At 74.6% G+C, this 18358-nt stretch carries 18 protein-coding genes; 7 read left to right on the top strand and 11 right to left on the bottom strand.

Annotated features, from left to right (window positions below; all coding sequences use genetic code 11):
• The 3 genes from ACQPXD_RS30190 to ACQPXD_RS30200 all read left to right on the top strand — a co-directional run bounded on the left by ACQPXD_RS30190 (position 1) and on the right by ACQPXD_RS30200 (position 2608).
• Entirely contained in the window at positions 1–1467 is a 1467-nt protein-coding gene (locus tag ACQPXD_RS30190; protein ID WP_432824704.1) for a S8 family serine peptidase, read from the top strand.
• A gap of 66 nt (positions 1468–1533) precedes the next feature.
• Positions 1534–2031 (top strand): hypothetical protein, encoded by a 498-nt coding sequence (locus tag ACQPXD_RS30195; RefSeq protein ID WP_432824705.1) that lies wholly within the window; start codon positions 1534–1536, stop codon positions 2029–2031.
• A gap of 73 nt (positions 2032–2104) precedes the next feature.
• Entirely contained in the window at positions 2105–2608 is a 504-nt protein-coding gene (locus ACQPXD_RS30200; protein WP_432824706.1) for a hypothetical protein, read from the top strand.
• A gap of 13 nt (positions 2609–2621) precedes the next feature.
• Here the strand turns inward: ACQPXD_RS30200 and ACQPXD_RS30205 are convergent, their stop codons facing one another.
• The 7 genes from ACQPXD_RS30205 to ACQPXD_RS30235 all read right to left on the bottom strand — a co-directional run bounded on the left by ACQPXD_RS30205 (position 2622) and on the right by ACQPXD_RS30235 (position 9697).
• On the bottom strand, positions 2622–3938 hold the full coding sequence (locus tag ACQPXD_RS30205; protein ID WP_432824707.1) for a B12-binding domain-containing radical SAM protein: 1317 nt from the start codon (positions 3936–3938) through the stop codon (positions 2622–2624).
• The gene (locus ACQPXD_RS30210) at positions 3935–4546 is read right to left on the bottom strand and encodes a hypothetical protein (RefSeq protein ID WP_432824708.1); all 612 of its coding nucleotides are present in this window, start codon (positions 4544–4546) and stop codon (positions 3935–3937) included. The genes ACQPXD_RS30205 and ACQPXD_RS30210 overlap by 4 nt, the downstream gene beginning before the upstream one ends.
• 3 nt (positions 4547–4549) lie before the next feature.
• Positions 4550–6817, bottom strand: a complete 2268-nt coding sequence (locus ACQPXD_RS30215; RefSeq protein WP_432824709.1) for a hypothetical protein — start codon at positions 6815–6817, stop codon at positions 4550–4552.
• A 196-nt stretch (positions 6818–7013) separates the two neighbouring features.
• Entirely contained in the window at positions 7014–7427 is a 414-nt protein-coding gene (locus ACQPXD_RS30220; protein ID WP_432824710.1) for a rhodanese-like domain-containing protein, read from the bottom strand.
• Between the two features lie 62 nt (positions 7428–7489).
• Complete coding sequence (locus ACQPXD_RS30225) at positions 7490–8866, bottom strand: permease prefix domain 1-containing protein (protein WP_432824711.1); 1377 nt, start codon at positions 8864–8866, stop codon at positions 7490–7492.
• Complete coding sequence (locus tag ACQPXD_RS30230; RefSeq protein WP_432824712.1) at positions 8863–9234, bottom strand: PadR family transcriptional regulator; 372 nt, start codon at positions 9232–9234, stop codon at positions 8863–8865. The genes ACQPXD_RS30225 and ACQPXD_RS30230 overlap by 4 nt, the downstream gene beginning before the upstream one ends.
• A 67-nt stretch (positions 9235–9301) precedes the next feature.
• On the bottom strand, positions 9302–9697 hold the full coding sequence (locus tag ACQPXD_RS30235; RefSeq protein ID WP_432824713.1) for an SgcJ/EcaC family oxidoreductase: 396 nt from the start codon (positions 9695–9697) through the stop codon (positions 9302–9304).
• Between the two features lie 80 nt (positions 9698–9777).
• Between ACQPXD_RS30235 and ACQPXD_RS30240 the strand changes: the two genes are divergently transcribed.
• Positions 9778–10257, top strand: coding sequence for a MarR family winged helix-turn-helix transcriptional regulator (locus tag ACQPXD_RS30240; RefSeq protein WP_432824714.1), 480 nt, complete (start codon positions 9778–9780; stop codon positions 10255–10257).
• On the opposite strand, the gene ACQPXD_RS30245 is transcribed toward ACQPXD_RS30240, so the two are convergent.
• Positions 10206–11459, bottom strand: a complete 1254-nt coding sequence (locus tag ACQPXD_RS30245) for an MFS transporter (protein WP_432824715.1) — start codon at positions 11457–11459, stop codon at positions 10206–10208. The genes ACQPXD_RS30240 and ACQPXD_RS30245 overlap by 52 nt on opposite strands.
• Positions 11460–11738: 279 nt before the next feature.
• Positions 11739–13115: a S1C family serine protease gene (locus ACQPXD_RS30250; RefSeq protein WP_432824716.1), complete on the bottom strand. Its 1377-nt coding sequence runs from the start codon at positions 13113–13115 to the stop codon at positions 11739–11741.
• Positions 13116–13241: 126 nt separating this feature from the next.
• Between ACQPXD_RS30250 and ACQPXD_RS30255 the strand changes: the two genes are divergently transcribed.
• Positions 13242–13736, top strand: coding sequence for a hypothetical protein (locus ACQPXD_RS30255; RefSeq protein ID WP_432844012.1), 495 nt, complete (start codon positions 13242–13244; stop codon positions 13734–13736).
• A gap of 337 nt (positions 13737–14073) precedes the next feature.
• On the opposite strand, the gene ACQPXD_RS30260 is transcribed toward ACQPXD_RS30255, so the two are convergent.
• Both ACQPXD_RS30260 and ACQPXD_RS30265 read right to left on the bottom strand, forming a co-directional pair.
• Positions 14074–14877, bottom strand: a complete 804-nt coding sequence (locus ACQPXD_RS30260) for an SGNH/GDSL hydrolase family protein (protein WP_432824717.1) — start codon at positions 14875–14877, stop codon at positions 14074–14076.
• Between the two features lie 117 nt (positions 14878–14994).
• A complete protein-coding gene (locus ACQPXD_RS30265; RefSeq protein WP_432824719.1) occupies positions 14995–16179 on the bottom strand; it encodes a TetR/AcrR family transcriptional regulator in 1185 nt (394 codons plus the stop codon).
• A gap of 112 nt (positions 16180–16291) precedes the next feature.
• Between ACQPXD_RS30265 and ACQPXD_RS30270 the strand changes: the two genes are divergently transcribed.
• Complete coding sequence (locus ACQPXD_RS30270; protein ID WP_432824720.1) at positions 16292–17794, top strand: class I adenylate-forming enzyme family protein; 1503 nt, start codon at positions 16292–16294, stop codon at positions 17792–17794.
• 2 nt (positions 17795–17796) lie between these two features.
• Positions 17797–18261, top strand: a complete 465-nt coding sequence (locus ACQPXD_RS30275) for a YiiD C-terminal domain-containing protein (protein WP_432824721.1) — start codon at positions 17797–17799, stop codon at positions 18259–18261.
• Positions 18262–18358 lie beyond the last annotated feature (97 nt).

An 18358-nucleotide genomic window follows, 5' to 3' on the forward strand; every position in this document is an offset into this window, starting at 1 on the left:
ATGCCTCGAACCATTCCCCTACTGCTCGGCGGCGCCCTGGCCGTCGCGCTCGTCGCGCCGGTCGCCCCGGCGCAGGCCGGCAACCCCCTCGCACCCGTCTCCGGCGCGTTGGCCACGACGCTGGCCACCGCGCCGGCGCCCGCGCCGATCCCGGTGTTCGTGCACGGCACGAGCATCGGCGCGGCCCGGCAGGCGGTCGCCGACGCCGGCCTCACGCTCGTCACGACCTGGAACAAGATCGGCGTCGCGGTGGCCCGCGGCACCGCCGGGCAGATCGGCGCCGTCCGCGCGCACGGCGGCGTCACCTACGTCGAGGGCGACCAGCCGCTGCGGCTGGACCTGTCGACCTCCAACGTCGCCACCCGCGGCGAGCAGGCCCGCGCCGAGCTGCGCGACGGGCAGGGCCGGCCGGTCGACGGCCGCGGCGTGTCGGCGGCGATCATCGACACCGGCGTGGACGGCACCCACCCGTTCCTGCGTGACGCCGACGGTACCAGCGCGGTGAAGCTCAACCTGAAGAACGTCTGCGGCCCGCTCACCGACCTGGGCCTGCCGCTGCCGCTGCCCAACGACCAGTGCTTCGCGGACCTGACCGCGGTCAACGACACCGACACGCTCTCCGCCGGTGGGCACGGCACGCACGTGGCCGGGATCGTCGCCGGCCGGGACACCACCCTCACCGACGGCACCCACCTGCACGGCGCCGCCCCCGGCGCCACGCTGATCAGCCTGTCGGTCGGCGCGGGCCTGTCCATCTTCGGCGCGGACAGCGCGCTGAACTGGGTGCTCGAGCACCACCTGAACCCGTGCGCGGGCTGCCCGCCGATCCGGGTCAGCAACAACTCCTACGGTCCCGGCGGCGGCGGGGCGTTCGACCCGGACTCGGCCACCACGAAGTTCCAGCGGGCGCTGGCCGCCGAGGGCGTGGTCACCGTCTGGGCGGCCGGCAACGACGGCCCGGACAACACGGCGACCAACCCGCCGGGCCAGGACCCGACCCCGGGGATCGTCATGGTCGCCTCGTACGACGACCAGGGCACCGGCACCCGCGACGGCACCGTGTCGGACTTCTCCAGCCGCGGGGCGGCCGGGCAGCCGCAGACCTACCCCGACGTCTCGGCGCCGGGATCGAACATCACCTCGTCCTGCCGGCCGTACCTGCCGATCTGCTCCACCGGCCTGGACCCGCGCAACGGCCCGGGACCGCTGGACGTCGCCACGTTCAACACCATCAGCGGTACCTCGATGGCCACCCCGCACGTGGTGGGCATCGTGACCCAGCTGTTCCAGGTCGCCCCGGGCGCCACCCCGGCCCAGGTCGAGGACGCGCTCAAGGCCACCGCCCACAAGTTCACCGACGGCGCGGCCTACGAGCCGGCCGGCCCCTACACCACCTCGGTCGACAAGGGCACGGGCCTCGTCGACGCCTACGCCGCGGCGACCCGGCTGGGCGCCGCGCCGGCCTGACCGAAATCCGACAAACCGGCCCTTCCGCGCACCCGCGCGGGAGGGCCGCTGTCTACTGTGGACACCATGACCATCCGGTGGCTCCGCGACGACCACGACATCTACTACGACGCCTCCGACATCTTCGGCTACGCCGCCGAGGGCGGCGCCTGGACCGACCGCTGGCACGTGGCGCACGACTCGGTCGAGGTCGGCGACGTCTTCTACCTCGTGTGGCCCGAGCACAAGAACCAGGTGCAGGCCCGCGCCGTCGCGGTCGCCGCCGCCGCGGACGACGACCCCGGCCGGACGGGCCTCGGCCCCGCCTACTGCGCCGACCTGTGGGAGATGGAGCTCGACGACGGCCCGGCGATGTGCGTGCGGATCGAAATCGAGTCGGCCGCCGACATGGACCACGAGCTCGCCCTGCCCGACCTGGACCTGGCCGCCGTCGAGTCCGGCGACGTGATCCCCGCCGACCTGGCCGCCGACCTGGCCCGCCGCTGGGACGCGCACGTCGACGGGCTGCTCGCCACCGGCAAGAGCCTCCGCCGCGACCCGGAGGCCGCCCGCGCCGCGGATTGATCCCCGCGCCGGTTTCCCGCGTACACCAGGGCAGCCACGCCTCACGCCCGAGCGACGCTGAGGAGGTGCCCGCGTGGCCCGATGGAAACGACGCAAGGACAACGCGGCGGACGCCGACCGGGACGCCGCCCCGTGGGCCGGTAACGCCCGGGCGGCGCCCGGGCCGGACAAGTTCGCCACCCGGGAGACCGCCGCCGGGGTCTTCCGGCGTCCGCCCGCGCCGCAACACCCGCGCCCGGAGCCGCCGCCGCGCCCCGCGGCGCCGCCCGCGGATCCGGCGCTGCCGGATCCGGCGCCGTCCGTCGGGCTGGATGAGGCGCGCCGGCTCTCGGTCCGGCCGCTGCGCACGCCGGCGCCCGCGGTGACGACGATCCGGGTGGAGGCGGTGCCGGTCGACGGGTTCGAGTACGAGACCGCCGTCCCGTGGCACAGCGAAGCCGCCCAGGACACCGCTCCCCCGCCCGCCGGTCCACCGCCTGTGGTCCCGCGGCCCCGGCCCGGACCGCCGTCGCGGGTGCGCTTCGCGCCGCTCGGACCGAAACCGGAGCCGCCGACCATCAGCTGGCTCGACGAGTGACGCCCCCGCGCGGTCACGGCCGGGCGAAGTACATCTCGAGGCGCTGCCGCTCGCGGGCGAGCAGCTCCTGCCAGAGGGCGTCGAACTGCTCGGCCGGGATGTCGGAGTGGTTGGTGTTGTACTCGGAGTAGTCCTCGTAGGCGTGCTCGAGCCGGCCCGGGCCGGCGGCGGCGCGGCGTTCGGTCCACTCGCTGCGCTCGCCCAGCGGGGTGTTGGGCAGCGGCAGGTAGCGGTAGGCGTCGAAGACGAGCCCGGGGGTGCGGTCGATCATCTCCAGGGTCGCCGCCACGTCCCGCGCGGTCTCGCCCGGCCAGCCGATGCCGATCGACGCCCGCACCACGAGCCCCAGGTCGAGGGCGCGGCTGACCAGGTCCGGCACGCCGGTGCGGACCGAGCCCTTGCCGAGCGACTTGCGCACAGCGGGCGACGCGGTCTCGATGCCCACGTAGAGTGCCCGGAAGCCCGCGCCGTGCATGCGCCGCAGCAGCGCGGGGTTCTCCAGATCGGTGAGCTGCACGTCGCAGCCGTACTCGAACGGCGCCCCCTCGGCGATGTTGAGGTCGCAGAAGCGCCGAACCCGCGTCTCGGGCCGGTCGACGAAGCAGTCGTCGACGAAGTAGAACCCGGACGCGCCCGCCGTGTCGTGCAGCCGCTGCAGGTCGGCCATCAGGCGGTCGGCGGAGACGTAACGGAACCGGGAGCCCGGGTACTGCGCGTTGAGGTAGCAGAACGTGCACCGCCGCGTGCAGCCCCGGGCCGAGGCGACGTGCATCGCGTCGACGGTCATGTTGGGCCACAGCTCGGCCGGCTTGACGTAGTCGCGCAGCGGCCCCCACCAGGCCGGCACCCCGATGCGGTCCAGGTCGGGCGTCTCCGCCGGGCCGAGGACGCCGCCCGGCCGCTCGTCGGTGGCCAGCCAGTCGGCCAGCGCGGTCTCCCCGTCGCCCCAGAACACCGCGTCGAGGCCGGCCCACAGCGGGTGGGCCGGGTCCGGGAACGACGAGACGAGCGGGCCGCCGGCGACGACCGTCGTGTCCGGGGACTCGCGGCGCACCACGTCGACGACCGCGCGGAAGCGGGCCGCGCCGAGGCCGAGCTTGCACGTGATTCCGACGACGGTCGGGCGGTGCCGGCCCAGCGCCGCCGGGACCGCGGCGGCGACGTCCTGGCCGTTGAGGTCGAGGACCTCCACCTCGTGGCCGCGGCCGAGCAGCTCCGCGCCGAGCATGAGCGCGCCCCACGGCGGGAACACCAGCGGGTTGCGGTCGGCGTAGATGCCCGGGTGGACGAGCAGGACCCGCTCGGGCGCGGCGCGCCGGGCGATCCTCATCGCCCGTCCCCGGCGACCCGGGTCCAGTCCGCCGGGGCGAGCGCCGTGCCGTTCCAGCGCGGCGGCGCGCCGTCCGGGTCGCCCGGCCACACCCGCATCCACACCGGCTCGCCGCTGAGCCCGAGCCCGGAGGGCAGGGTCGGGCGGCGCTCGGTCGGGTCGAAGAACGCCGGTCCCCCGTCGCGGTGCACGACGAGCGCCTCGTGGTAGACGAGGACGTCGCTGAGGATCCAGGCCGCGGAGCCGGTGCTGTCCAGCCACGTCTCGCGCCACAGCGCCGTCTCCTGGGCCGCGGCGCGCTCGCAGATCTGCAGGCGGTCCGCGCGCACGCCGCGCTCCCGCAGCAGGTGCCAGGTCAGGTCGGCGAACACGCCGCAGTCGACGTCGCGGGCCTCGGCCAGGTCGCACCAATGCACCGGCCAGGCGATCGGGCCCCACCGGAAGTACCGGTGCGGCCACGAGATCCCCTCGGTCGGGCCCGGCCCGCGGTGCAGCTCACGCTCGGCGCGGTCGCGGGCGAGCAGCCAGTCGTGGAAGGTCGCGCAGTCCTCGCAGCCGGTGTGCTCCGCGATCGTCGACGGCGGCTGCGCCGGCAGGGTGTACGTCATCGCTCAGGCTCCGAACCGGTAGCTCATGCTCGCGTCGTAGGCCCCGGCGCCGAGGAACGCGAGCCGGTCGCCGGGGGCGAGGCCGGGCGGGACGCGCAGCCCGACGCGCGGGCGGTCGTGCTCCATGCACAGCCGGCCCCAGACGGCGTCGCCGCCGCGCGGCAGCTCGCGCCAGCCGCCGGCCGAGCGGGCCCGCCACAGCACCGGGGCGAGCTGGGTGGTGCCGTCGGCCAGCTCGGCGATCGACGCGTCGACCACCACGGCCGTCTCCTCGCGGGAGCGCCGCACGTCGAGCACCGAGGAGACGACGACCATCGCCGGCTCCACGACCGACTTGCCGGGCTCGATGAGCAGCTGCTCCAGCGCCGGGAACGCCGCCGCCGCGTGCCGCGCCGCCGCGGTGAGCACCGCCCCGGCGGTACCGTCGTCGAGCTGGCGGGGCGACCAGCCGCCGCCGAGGTCGAGGACCCGCACGCCGGCCCCGGCCGCCCCGGACACGCCCGCCGCGAGCGCCGCCACCGCCTTGAACTCGCGCAGCCAGGCGTCCGGCCCGATGCGGCTGGGCGCCAGGTGGAAGTGCACGCCGAAGCGGTGCTCGCCGGCCAGGTCGCGGACCCGGCGCACCGCACCGGCATAGGTGGCGGGCAGGTCGGCGGCGACGCCGAACCGGGAGCGGAAGCCGACCGGCGCCAGGCGCAGCCCGAGCGTGCCGGTGCCCAGCCAGCCGTCCGCGAGCAGCGTCCGGGTGACGTCGAGGTCGTAGAGCGAGTCGGCGAAGACGGCGAAGAACCGCCGCTCGCCGAGGCCGCCGGCCAGCGCCTCCCGGTGCCACCACTTCCCGGGCCCGTTCAGCACGAGATCGGCGCTGCCGAAGCCGCTGTCGACACAGCGCTGCGCCTCCGGCAGCGAGATGCACTCGGCGAGCAGCCCGTGCTCGCGGGCCAGCTTGAGCACGCGGTCGTCGGGGTTGGTCTTCACCGAGTAGGCGACCCGCATCGGCACGCCGGCGGCGCGGCCGGCCCGCTCGGCGACGTCGGCGGCCAGCCGCAGCCGCCGCTGCAGCCGCTCCTCGAGGAAGATCCGCACCGGCGTGGGGCCGGCGTCGTCGAGGAGGTCGCCGAGCCCCTCGCCGAGCGGGTCGCGGACCGGCCCGGGGTCGCCGGCCTCGGCCGGGCGCGGGGCGGCCAGCCGCCGGGCCAGCGACGGCATGCCGGACGGGTGACCCTTGCCCACCGACGGCACGCCGGGCACCGGGCCGTCGGAGCTCTCCGGGACGCCGACCGGGAACCGCGCCGGGATCTCCTGCACCACCCGGACGAACTCGGCCGGGCCGGGCCGGACGGACGGCCGCCACGGGCGGCCGGTCGCGGCGGCGACCAGCGCCGCCGGCAGGTTGATCCCGGCGATCGTGGCGCCGTGGATCCAGGCGGGGAACCGGGGGTTGATGTCGACCAGGTGGCGCTCGCCCGTGCCGGCCTCGCGCACCATCTCGATCTCGCCGCCGCCCGACCAGGCGGTCCGGGCGACGAAGCCGGCCAGGCGCTCCCGGTCGGCCCCGGACAGCTCGCCGATGCGGCCGCCCCAGGTCTTGCCCTCCGCCGTGGTCTGGGTCTTGGTCATGTGGCACGCGCCGAGCAGGTCGCCGCCGAGCGCGGCGAAGGCGATCGACTCCTCCGGGCCCTCGACGTGGGCCTGGACGAGGGTGCGCCGGTCGCCCCAGGTGCGCCTGATCCGGGCCATCGCCTCGACCAGGTCGGCGAGGCCGAACACGGGCAGCGCCTCGTAGCGGCCGCCCTTCACCCACACCCGCCAGCCGTGGGCGGCCACGAACGGCTCCGCGTCGGCCGGGGACGCCACGACGACGGAGGGCGGCACGGCCAGCCCGAGTCCGCGGGCGGCGGCGACGGCCGGCTTGCGCACGTGCTCGAAGGCCTCGGCCGGGGGCGCGAGCAGCCCCGCGGGCCGCGGCCGCGCCCCGGCCAGCACCTCGGCCTCGAGGTCCAGCCCGGGGATGAGCACCGCCGAGCGGGCGGCCAGCAGGCCGGCGACCACCCGGGCGTGTGCCTCCAGCGAGACGTGCTCCCAGCGCGGCATGATGTGGACCGCGTCGAACAGATCGGCGTGGGCGCCGGTCGACTCGGTCGAGTAGTCCAGCGCCTCGATCGCGGCGCCGGGCCACGCGGCCCGCACGGAGCGGGCCACGCCGAGCCCCGGGGACGGGTTCACCCCGCTGTGTACCCCACTCACCACGACCGGCGGCCAGGCGCGCAACGGGACCTCCCAGGCGGGCGGACCTGCGGCGCGACCGGCAGTGCGGCCCAGGTCGGACGGACACGTGAGCTCACGGTAGGCAGCGCCGGACGGGGGCGGCAATCGGTCGAGCCAGCATGAGGTCCGGCCGATCGACGGGCCCGTTCCGACAATGTCCGCCCGGCAAAGTGTCCGCGCTCGGCCCCGGCCGCCGGGGTCAGCGGCGCACGTCGGCCGGGCCGCGGTGCAGCGGCAGGCCGGCGGCCTGCCAGGCCTCGACGCCGCCGGCCAGGTCGGTGGCGCGGTGCAGGCCGATCCGGCGCAGGCTCTCCGCGGCCAGGCTGGAGCTGTAGCCCTGACGGCACACCACGACGATCTCGACGTCGTAGCCGGTGGCCTCGGGGATGCGCGCGTCGCCGGCCGGATCGAGCCGCCACTCCAGCACGGTGCGGTCGATGACCAGCGCGCCGGGCAGTTCGCCGGTCTCGGCGCGCTGGGTCTCCGTGCGGGTGTCGACGATGAGGGCGCCGCGCCGGCCGGCGGCCGCGGTCTCGTGCGGGGTGTACCTCCGGACGCCCCGCCGGGCCTCGGCCAGGACGGCGTCGATGCCGGTCGCGTGCTGAACGATCACGACCCGATTCTGCCGGTTCGTGCTCATCCGCGCTCACCCCGGGCGGGGTGAGCGCGGATCGCTCAGAGGTAGCCGAAGGCGGGCGGGAAGACGAACACCACGATCCAGGCCCAGATCGCATACACCGGCAGGTAGCCGGTCTGCCAGCGCTCCAGGGCCGCGAACCGGGCGCGCCGGCGGATCAGGCCCAGCAGCAGCCAGGCCGACCAGGCGAGGTTGACCAGCAGGATGACGTTCTCGCCCAGCGCCGCCGCCTTGTTGGGGGTCGTGCCGTAGCCGGTGATGCGGCCGGTGATCTCCACCAGCACCAGCACGTCGATCACCAGCGCGCTGACCACGAGGGCGAGCTGGAGCCGGTCGAACAGGCCGGGCGGGGCCAGCGGGTCGCGGGCGGACAGCGAGTACAGCAGCAGCCCGAGGACCACGACGAGCAGCAGGTCGAACAGGATCAGCGCCTCCCGCTCGACGTTGATGCCGTGGCCGGTCCAGCCGACGGCGACGAGGAAGGCCAGCAGGACCGCCGTGAACAGTGGCGTGAAGAGCCGGGTGAGCACGGGGGCGATGTTCTCGACCACGCCCTGCTTGACCTCGACCAGCCAGCCGGCCACGACCAGCCCGGCCACGGCGCCGCAGGGCAGCAGCCACTGCGAGACGAAGGTCTCCGGGTCGACGCCGATCGCCGCGAAGGTGCCGACCACGAACCCGGTCAGCACGCCGCCGCCGAGGCCGAGCAGGGTGAAGTAGATGAAGCACTCACCGGTGAACCGGATGAAGTCCATCCGCCGGCGCGACGAGCGCAGGTCGTCGGCGACGTAGGCCAGGCCGACCACCAGCCACAGTGCGATCGGCAGGTGGATCACGGTCAGCACCACCGACTGGGAGTCCTCCGCGAGCGGATAGACGTTGGCCGCCACGGCGCCGAGCGCGAACAGCGCCACCAGCACCCCGATCAGCGCCGGGCGGGCCCGGCGACGCCAGGCCAGGAAGGCGGCCAGCCAGGGCAGCGCGAAGAGCCCGGCGTTGCGGCCGTAGAACGCGACGTCGTCGTCCAGGCGCATCCCGAACAGCTCGGGCGCCTTGATCGAGGCGGCCGCCCCGGCGGCGCAGGCGACCATCACGACCAGGTCGAGCCGGGACCGGCGGCGCTCGGTGGCCGGGCCACCGGTATCGCCGTCGAGCACCAGCTGCTTCCAGAGCCGCTCCGAGTGCTCGCGGGCGAACTCCCGGGACAGGTCGTCGAGGCTGCCCATGCGCTTGACCGCGACCAGGAACGCCTCGTCGGCGCGCAGCCCGGCCCCGATCAGCTCGTCGACCGAGCCGCGCAGGTGGTCCTCGAGCTCCTCCGCGTCGGACGGACCGAGCTCCCGCCGGCGGCGCACGTAGCGCCGCCACTGTTCGAACTGGCCCTCCAGCTCGTCCTGCTCGCCGGCCGTGGTCATACCCCGCCCTCCGGGATCGCGGTCAGCGGCCGGAAGTCGCCGGGGCCGGCCCAGATCTGGCGCAGCGCCGCCACGACCGTGTCCCACTGGCGGCGCTGCTCGGCGAGCTCGGCCATGCCGTCGCCGGTGATGCGGTAGTACTTGCGGCGCCGCTCGCCGGCGACCGCCTGCCAGTTCGCCTCGACGTAGCCGAGCCGCTCCAGCCGGTGCAGCAGCGGATAGAGCAGCCCCTCGGTCCAGTCCAGCTGCCCACCGGACAGCTCGTTGATCCGCCGGAGGATGGCGTAGCCGTAGCTCTCCCCCTCGGCCAGGATGCCCAGCACCATCGGCGTCGCCGAGGCGGCGACGAGATCCTTGGTCACCTTCACGCGGCCCCTCCCATTGACCCTAGAAGCACAATGCATCGTAGTTCTAGGTAAAGGCGCCGCACAAGGACTACGGGTTGTAGATCCGCTTGGCCCGCCCGCTCATCTCGGTGTTCTGGAATGCGACACACTCATAGCGGTCGCCGTGGTTGCGCAGCGTGTACGTCTGGAACTTGTCGAACGCGATCGGGCTCGCGGTGCCGATCCCGCCGGCGGTCACCACGACGGTCGTGGTGTCGTCGACCGCCCGCACGTTGATCGGCTTCACCACCATGCGGGTGCCCTGCTGCCACTTCGTGAACACGTCGTGGTGCGTCGCGGTGATCTCGGCCCGGCCGAACATCACGTCCCCCAGGAAGATCACGTAGGACGCGTCCTCGGCGAACTGCTCGCCGTAGCGCCGCGCGTCCCCGGCGTCCCACGCCTGCCGGACCCGGTCGAGGAAGCCCTCCACAGTGTCGGTCATCGCCATACCCTTCCAATAGAAATCGTTCCGATTGAAACTATATTTGTTGGAAAGATTTCACAAGGGGGTACGGTGGGCCCATGCCGAGGTCACCAGCGCCGATCCGCAGCGGCCGGGACGAGCCGCTCGGCTTCGTGATCGCCTCGGTCGGCCACGCCGCCGCCTCGGCGTTCGTGGCGGCGCTGGCCGAGACCGGGCTGCACCCCCGGCACTTCGCGGTGCTGCGGGAGCTGCGGGCCGGCGAGGCCCGGTCGCAACAGCAGCTGGCCCACGCCCTGGGCATTCCCGCCAGCCGGGTCGTGGGCCTGCTCGACGACCTGGTCGGCCGCGGATATGTCGCTCGGCGCGAGTCCCCGGCCGACCGCCGGGTCAAGCTGGTGACGCTGCTGGACACCGGCCGGGAGGTGCTCGATCAGCTGATCGTGCTCGCCGGCCGCTCGGAGGCCCGGGTCACCGCCGGGCTGTCCGAGGCCGACAAGTCCGAGCTGCGCCGCCTGCTCGGCATCGTCTACGACAACGTCGCCATCGAGGAGGACGGCGTCCGCGCCAGGGTCTGGTGATCCGCGCGGGGACGCCAGTGCATGAACTTGGCGTAGGCGACGACGAGGACCGCCAGGATCAGCAGCGCGCCGGTCAGGCCCACCGCCGCGACCAGCGGCCCGGCCAGCAGCGAGCCGACCACGATCCCGCCGATGCTCACCGGGAACGCCAGGCCGTAGGCGCGGCCCAGCACCTCCGGGTCGAGCGCCTGGGCCAGCAGCGTGTCGGCCGCGATCGTCACGACGATCCCGCCGGCGCCGGCGACCACGGACAGCAGCACCGCGGCGAGCGTCCACGGGACGACCGCGAGCAGCGCGCACGGCGCCGCCACCGCCAGCAGCGCGGCGCACACCGCGTATCGGGGCCGGTCGGCGACGAGCCGGGGGGCGATCGCGGCCCCGGCGAGGCCGCCGACGCCGTAGCCGGCCAGCAGGTAGCCGTAGCCGCCGTCACCGGCGCCGAGCCGCTGCGCGATGAGCAGCAGCAGCACGCTCAGCGCGCCGTACACCAGGCTGCCCACGGTGTCGGCGCCGACCAGGCGCAGCACGAACGGCTGGCGGCGCAGCGCGGTCGCGCCCTCGCGCAGCTCGTGCAGCACCGTCGCGGCCTTCGTGGTCTTCTCTGGGGGCGCGAAGAGCGCGCCGGCCGGCAGCGCGGCGACGATCACGGCCGACGCGGCGAAGGTCAGCGCGTTGCCCAGGAAGGCCGTGGCCGGCGAGCCGAGCACGAGCAGCACCGCGCCGGCGGCCGGGCCGGCGATGACCGACGCCGAGTCGATGACGCTGCGGGCGGAGTTGGCCGCGGCGAGCTCCGCGCCGCGCACCAGCCGGGGCAGCGTCGCGGCCACCGACGCCGGGTAGACGGCGGCCGCCGCCGTGGACAGCGCCGCGAGCACCGGCGCCAGCAGCACCGGCAGGCCGAGGCCGACGACCGCGGCCAGCAGCAGCATGAGCCCGGCCCGTGCGATGTCGGACCAGATCATCAGCCGGCGCCGGTCGTACCGGTCGGCCAGGACCCCGCCGAACGGGCTGAGCAGCACCATGGGCAGCACGCGGGCCGCGGTGGTGGCCGAGGCCCACAGCACCGAGCCGGTCCGGTCGTAGACGAACGCCACCAGGGCGAGGTTGTAGAGCCAGTCGCCGATCTGGGAGACGGCGAGGGCGGCCAGCAGCCGCCGCAGCAGCCGGTTGTGCCGCAGCACCGAGCGCATGGTCGCGTCCATGAGGGAGTCCGCCCTTCGGGTGGTGGCCGCCGGCGGCGACCGTTCCCTCTGAACTGTTCGCCTAAGGCGGCGGCCCGCGCATGAGGTGATTGCCGTATCCGCGCCGGCCGCACCGCCTTATTGACGCCTTATCGGCGAGCGACAGCCGCGGCCAACCGCCGACGCCCGGGTGCCGGACGCCCCCTCGCCGCAGTGCTCGACCGGCGCCTGGCCACCGGGACCACGGCGCTGCGCGTGCGGGGCTCCGCCGCCCCGCCCCGCGAGCCCCGCTGACCCCGGTCAGCCGGCCGGGCCGGTCGCCAGCCGTACCGTCGCGATGCGCTGCCGCCCCGCGCGGTCGACCACGGCCAGCCGGACCACGTCGCCCGGGTGGCGGGTGTCGAGCACCGTCGTGAGCGCGGACGCCGAGCCGACGGCCTGGCCGTCCACCGAGCGGATCACGTCGCCGGTGGTCAGCCCGGCGCGCTCGGCCGGGCTGCCGGAGATCACCCCGGTCACCGCCACGCCGCCCCCCGCCCCTTGCGCGTCCGCGGTCGACACGCCGAGCAGCGCGGTCGGGCCGATGTGGATCGTCGAGGACGCCTCGCCGGCCTGGATCTGCTGGGCGATGCCGATCGCGGCGTTGCTCGGGATCGCGAAGCCGGTGCCGCCCGCGCTCTGGTTCCGCTCGTCGATGAGGGCGGCGGTGTTGATGCCGATGAGCTTGCCGGTCCGGTCGACCAGCGGGCCGCCGGAGTCGCCGGGCCGGATGTCGGCGGCCACCTCGATGAGCCCTTCGAGCCGCCGCGAGCCGCCGCCGTCGGGGTCCTGGGCGTTGACCACGCGGTTCAGGCCGGTCACCTGGCCGGTCACCGCGGCCGGGGTACCGCCCGCGCCGCCGGCGTTGCCGACCGCGACAATCGGGTCGCCGACCTTGACCCGGGAGGAGTCGGCCAGGCTCAGCCGGGGCAGGCCCGCCGCCCCGGCCAGCTGGATCACGGCGATGTCGTGGGAGCGGTCGTAGCCCACGACGCTCGCCTGGAAGGTGCGGCCGTTGGCCACCGCGACGCCGCTGATCGACGTGGCGCCCGCGATCACGTGGTTGTTGGTCAGCACCAGGCCGGTCGCCGACAGCACCACGCCCGTGCCGGCCGCCCGGGAGTTGCGCAGCCCCAGGTCGCTGGTGATGTTGACGACGCTACGGTTCACCGACTGGACGATGGCCGCGGTGTCCAGCGGCGCCGCCGGCGCCGCCGACCCACCGGCCGACGCCGCGCCGGTGGGTTCGTCCGTGGTCGCGCCGGGCCGGGCGGGCGCGGCCGCGCCCGGCTGGGCGCCGCCGGTCGCCCGCGGGGCCGGCGGCTGGGCGCGCGCCCCGGCGAGCAGCACCACCCCGGCGACGCTGGCCGCGCCGGCCAGGCCGACCACCGCGGCGCCGCCGGCGACCCAGGCCAGCCATCGCCGGCCGCGGCGGATCGGCGACCACTGCGGCTCCGGCGGCCCGTGCCACTCCGGTGGCCGCGGGGGTGGCACCGGCCCGCCGTCCCAGCCGCCCCAGTGCTCGGGGCCGTACCACCCAGGGTCGCGGTCCGGCACGGCGGTGACCGGGACCGCGGTGACCGGGGTCGCGTTGTCGCGCGCGACCGCCACGCCCTGCGCAAAACGCGAAGCTGACATCCTGTGTCCCCCACCGCCGATCCGCCGTCACCCGCTACCTGCCACTACGGCTGCGGACCGGCAAATGGTTCGATACGGATCACGACTCGCGTTTCGGCGGCGGCGCGGCGGGTACCGCGGGTGCTCATGTGGCAAGCGATCAGGGGCATCCTGGCCGGTGCCGCCGCCGGCGCGGCGGGCACGACGGCGCTGAACGCGGCGACGTACCTCGACATGACCTGGCGCGGCCGGCCGGCCTCCAGCACGCCCGAGGAGACGGTCGAACGCCTCGCCGACAAGGCCGGGCACCCGGTCCCCGGCGAGGGCGAGACCCGCGACAACCGGCTGAGCGGCCTCGGCGCGCTGTCCGGCGCCGCCACCGGCGTGGGCATCGGCGCCGCGGTCGGCGCGCTGCGCGCGCTCGGCGTCCGGGTGCCGCCGGCCGCCGGCGCGGTCCTGGTCGGCGCCGCCGCGATGGCGGTCACCGACGGCACGATGGCGGCGCTGCGGGTGAGCGACCCGCGGACCTGGCCGGCCTCGTCCTGGCTGAGCGGCGCCGTGCCGCACCTGGCCTACGGCGCGGTCACCTGCGCCACCCTGGACGCGATCCTGGCCCGCCGGCGGGCGCTGCCCGGCCGCTGAGCCGGCCGGGCAGCGTGCGGCCCCGGTCACGTGCCGGCGGTCCAGGTGGTATCGGACGAGTAGCCGGCCTTGCCGTCGTCGTTGCGGTCGGTCAGGGCGTCGTGGATCACCCGGGCGGTCCCCCGCCATATCGGAAGCAACATCGATTTCCTCCCATCGTTGCTGGTCCCGGCCAAGGTAGGCGGGCGCGACGGGTGCGGGCATCGGTGCTAACACGGACCGGGGCGGGCCGGGCCTGTCGGGAAATGGGCAGCTCAAACGGCCACCGCGGCGCCTCGCAGGGCCTCGGGGCCGGGGCGCGTCCGGGCGCGGACATCGGCCCGGACGCGCGGCCCGATCAACCGGCGGCGGAACGGAAGGTCGGGTAGTAGCCGCCGGACTGCCCGGCGGCGGTGGGGTGGTAGGAGACGCTGATGTCGAGGATGTTCAGCGCGTGCAGCCACTTCTCGCCGTAGCTGCACAGCTGGTGCCCGACGAAGATCGAGCGCACGTCGGCGAACTTGAACCCGGCCGCGGTCGCGGCCGTCTTCGTGGTGTCGTCGAGCAGGTTGATGCCCTCGTCGAGCTTCGCGCGGGAGTTCGCGCTGAGCCCGATGCAGACCGTGCCGAGCTGGTAGAACACCGGGTAGCCGACGACCACGACCCGGGCCGAGGGCGAGCGGGACCTGATGCCGTTGTAGACGGCGGCGAGCTTGGCCGGCAGCTCGTTGCGTACCTTGTTCTCCGCCGTCTGCACGGCGGCGACGCAGTCGGACTCGCCGAGCAGCACGCAGGTGGTCATGATGCTGGAGAATCCGATGTCGTTGCCCCCGATGGTGACGCTGACCAGGGTGGTACTGCTGGACAGCGCCGCCAGCTGGCTGTTGACGACGTCGGCGGTGGTCGCGCCGGAGCAGGCGACCGAGCGGTACGAGGCGGGGTGGACGTTGGCGTTGTACAGCACCGGGTAGGCGTTGTTGCTGCGCTGGCACGAACCGCTCTCGGAGGTGTAGCTGTCCGCGCCGACACCGGACGCGTAGGAGTCACCGAGAGCGATGTACCGGTCGGAGGCGGACGCGTGGGCGGGCGCCGCGAGGGCGAGCGTGGTGCCTAAGCCGGCCACCACGCTCAGGGCGAGGGTAACGAGACGGGATCTCCGCACTTCGCACTCCTGTTGCTGGAGGGGTGTGTCCGGAGATTGATATCAAGCTATGAAGGCGGAGAGGAAGATCGACTTACGCCACCTGATCAGAGGGACTTATCCGCGCAACCCGCGCGGTTAGGGCATGAGGAGCCGGGTGCAGATGGTCTCGAGCGCCGCGGTGGCGTGCGGGTTGCGCCGGAGGTGCGGGGTGCGGGCGGCGTCGTTGGCGATGCCGAGGACGGCGTGGACGCGGGCGCGCGCGTGCGTGGGATCGACGCCGGGCCGGTCGGCGCGCAGCAGGTGGACCCACTCGCTGATGTAGTCGTGCTGGGTCTGGCGGGCCCGGTGCTGCCCGGCGCCGGGCAGGTGCCCGATCTCGGTGATGAGCAGGCTGACCAGGTCGTGGTTGGCGTGCGTGAAGGCGAGGTAGGAGCGCACGAGCCGGTGCAGCGCCTCGATCGGGCTGCCGGCGGTGCGGTAGGCCGCGGACAGGTCGGTGAACAGCACGGCGGCGCCCCGGTCGAACGCCGTGTTCAGCAGGTCGATCTTGCTCGCGAAGTGGTTGTAGATGCTGGGCCCGGCGATGCCGACGGCGGCGCCGATGTCGTCGTTGCCGACCGCGGCGTAGCCGTGCGCGGCGAACAGCCGGACCGCCTGCATGAGCAGCGCCTCGCGGCGGGAGTCGGGCACGAGCCCGGCCGGCGCCGGGCCGGGCGGGGCCCCGGGCAGGCCGGCCGGCACCGGGCTGTCGAGCACGGCGGCGGCCAGGCCGGCGAGCAGCTCGTCGTGCTCGGGCCGGGGCAGCTCGAGGCGGTGGAACGAGGGGCTGGTCAGCACCGCGACCAGGCACCGGGCGAGCAGGTCGGCGGCCGGGCCGCCCAGCTCGGGGCGCAGGTCGCGGACCCGGGCGGCGAGGCCGCGCTCGACGGCGTTGATGCCGGCGAGCACGGCGGCGCGGTCGTCGGCGGGCAGGTGCCGGGCCTCGCGCTGCCAGAGCACGCCGAGGTGCCGCTCGTCCAGGGCCAGCGCGGCCAGCCGGCGCAGCGCCGCGGCCCGGTCGCCGACGTCGAGATCGTCGACGAGCTCCCGCAGCGGCGCCACGCCGGCGGCGATGACCTCGCGCAGCAGGTGCTGCTTGCCGGGGAAGTGCCGGTAGAGCGCGGACGGCCCGATGGCCACGGCCTCGGCGATGTCGCCGACGCCGACCTGGTCGTAGCCGCGGCGGACGAACAGGTCGGCCGCCGCGGCGAGGATGAGCGTGCGCCGGTTGCGCGGCCGGGTGCCGCGGGCCGGAGCGGCCGGCGGGTTGTTCGTGGTCAACTATCGAACCTTCACTTACGGATCGGTCAGCCTTGACTGGCGCAGCATACACGATGATAGTGATTGGCAGCACGCTTCCAGACATTCACTAAGGAAGGAGGGAGGGCTCGTCATGCCGACCGTTGCGAGCACCCTGCGCACCACCGCCCGGCGGGTCCCCGGCGCCGCGGCGCTGAGCTTCGGCGAGCGCACCTACACCTACGCCGAGCTGGACACCGCCGTCGACCGCACCGCCACCGCGCTGGCCGGGCTCGGACTCGGCAAGGGCGACCGGTTCGCCCTGATGGGCACCAACTCCGACCGGTTCGTGATCGCGTTCTACGCGGCGCTGCGGCTCGGCGCGATCGTCGTGCCGGTCAACCCCACCGCCGCGCCGCCGGAGCTGCGCTACCTGCTGGAGGACTCCGGCGCCGCCGTGCTCGCCCACGACCCCGCGCTGGCCGCCACCGCGCGCGCCACCCCCGCGAGCACCAAGCAGGTCCTGGCCCTCGACGAACTGGCCGCGCTGTCCGCCGCGACGGACCCCGCCCCGGTCCCCGACACCGTCGCCGAGACCGACGACTCGCTGATCCTCTACACCTCCGGTACCACCGGAAAACCCAAGGGCGCCCTGTTCGACCACCACCGCACCACGTGGGTCGCGTTCAACACCGTGGCCACCTGCGGCATGCGCGTCGGCGACCGGTTCCTGCACGTGGCGCCGCTGTTCCACGCCGCGCAGCTGTGCATCATGCTCGTCCCCGGCACCATGATCGGCGCCAAGCACGTGATCCTGCCCGCCTTCCAGCCCGCCGCGGTGCTCGACGCCATGGAGGCCGAGCGGATCACCATGTTCTTCGGCGTGCCCACCATGTACCAGTTCCTGCTGCGCCACCCCGGCGCGGCCGAGCGCGACCTGTCCGCGTGGCGCACCGGCCTGTTCGGCGCCGCGCCCATGCCGCCCTCCGCCGTCCAGCGGCTCACCGAAACCTGGCCCCGGGTCAACTTCATCCAGCTCTGCGGGCAGACCGAGGGCGGCCCCGGCGGCATCTACTGCGACGTCGACCAGGTCAAGGCCCGCCCCGACGCCAGCGGCCGCCAGCCCCTGCCGCTCACCGAGGCCCGGGTGGTCGACCCCGAGGGCAACGACATCGCGCCCGGCGGCGTCGGCGAGCTGCTCCTGCGTGGCGAGACCATCATGAAGGGGTACTGGCACAAGCCCGCCGAGACCGCCGACGCCCTCCGCGACGGCTGGCTGCACACCGGCGACCTCGCCCGCCTCGACCCCGACGGCTACCTGACCCTGGTCGACCGCCTGAAGGACCTCATCATCACCGGCGGCCACAACGTCTACTCGGTCGAGGTCGAGAATGCCCTGGCCGCCCACCCGCACATCACGGACGTCGCCGTCATCGCCCGCCCCCACCCCGACTACGGCGAGAGCATCATCGCCGTCATCACCCCCGCCGCCGGCACCACCCTGACGCTGAGCGACGTCAAGGCCTTCTGCGCCGACAAGATCGCCGACTACAAGATCCCGCACGACGTCGTCATCGACACCATCCCCCGCAACCAGTCCGGCAAGATCCTCAAACAGCGGCTGCGCGAGCAGCACGCCGCCGCCGCGGAGCGCTGAGCATGCCCACGACCGAAGCCGCACGATTCAACGCCGCGTTACCGTCACTGGCACCGCGGTACCACCAACTCGGCATCCACGTCGTCGAACTCTCCGAACGGCACGTCGTCGCCACGGTGCCCCTGGAGGGCAACGTCAACCACTTCGGCGCGATGTTCGCCGGCGCCCTGTTCGGCGCGGCCGAGCTGCTCGGCGGCGCGCTGTTCACCGCCGGCTTCGACTTCGCCACCGCCTACCCGCTGGTGCAGGAGTTCACCATCCGCTTCCAGCGCCCGGCCCGCACCGACGTGACCGCCCGCGCCCATCTCGACGCGGACACCGTCGCCCGGCTCCGCCGCGAGCTGGCGGAGGCGGGCAGGACCTCGTTCACGATGGACGCGGAGCTCACCGACGCCTCCGGCGAGGTCGTCGCGGCGACCACCGCCGTCTACCAGTTCCGGACCGCCGACCGCAGCACCCGCACGTGAATCACGGCGTCCTTGACGTCATACCAGTGCCGATTCCGGAGGCCGAGTGCGGAGCCGCGCAGGTGTTCGAGTCGGACCGTTGGACGTGCCGGGCCGA

The organism is Dactylosporangium sp. CA-092794 (assembly GCF_050948465.1).
In the GTDB taxonomy this organism is placed as follows: domain Bacteria; phylum Actinomycetota; class Actinomycetes; order Mycobacteriales; family Micromonosporaceae; genus Dactylosporangium.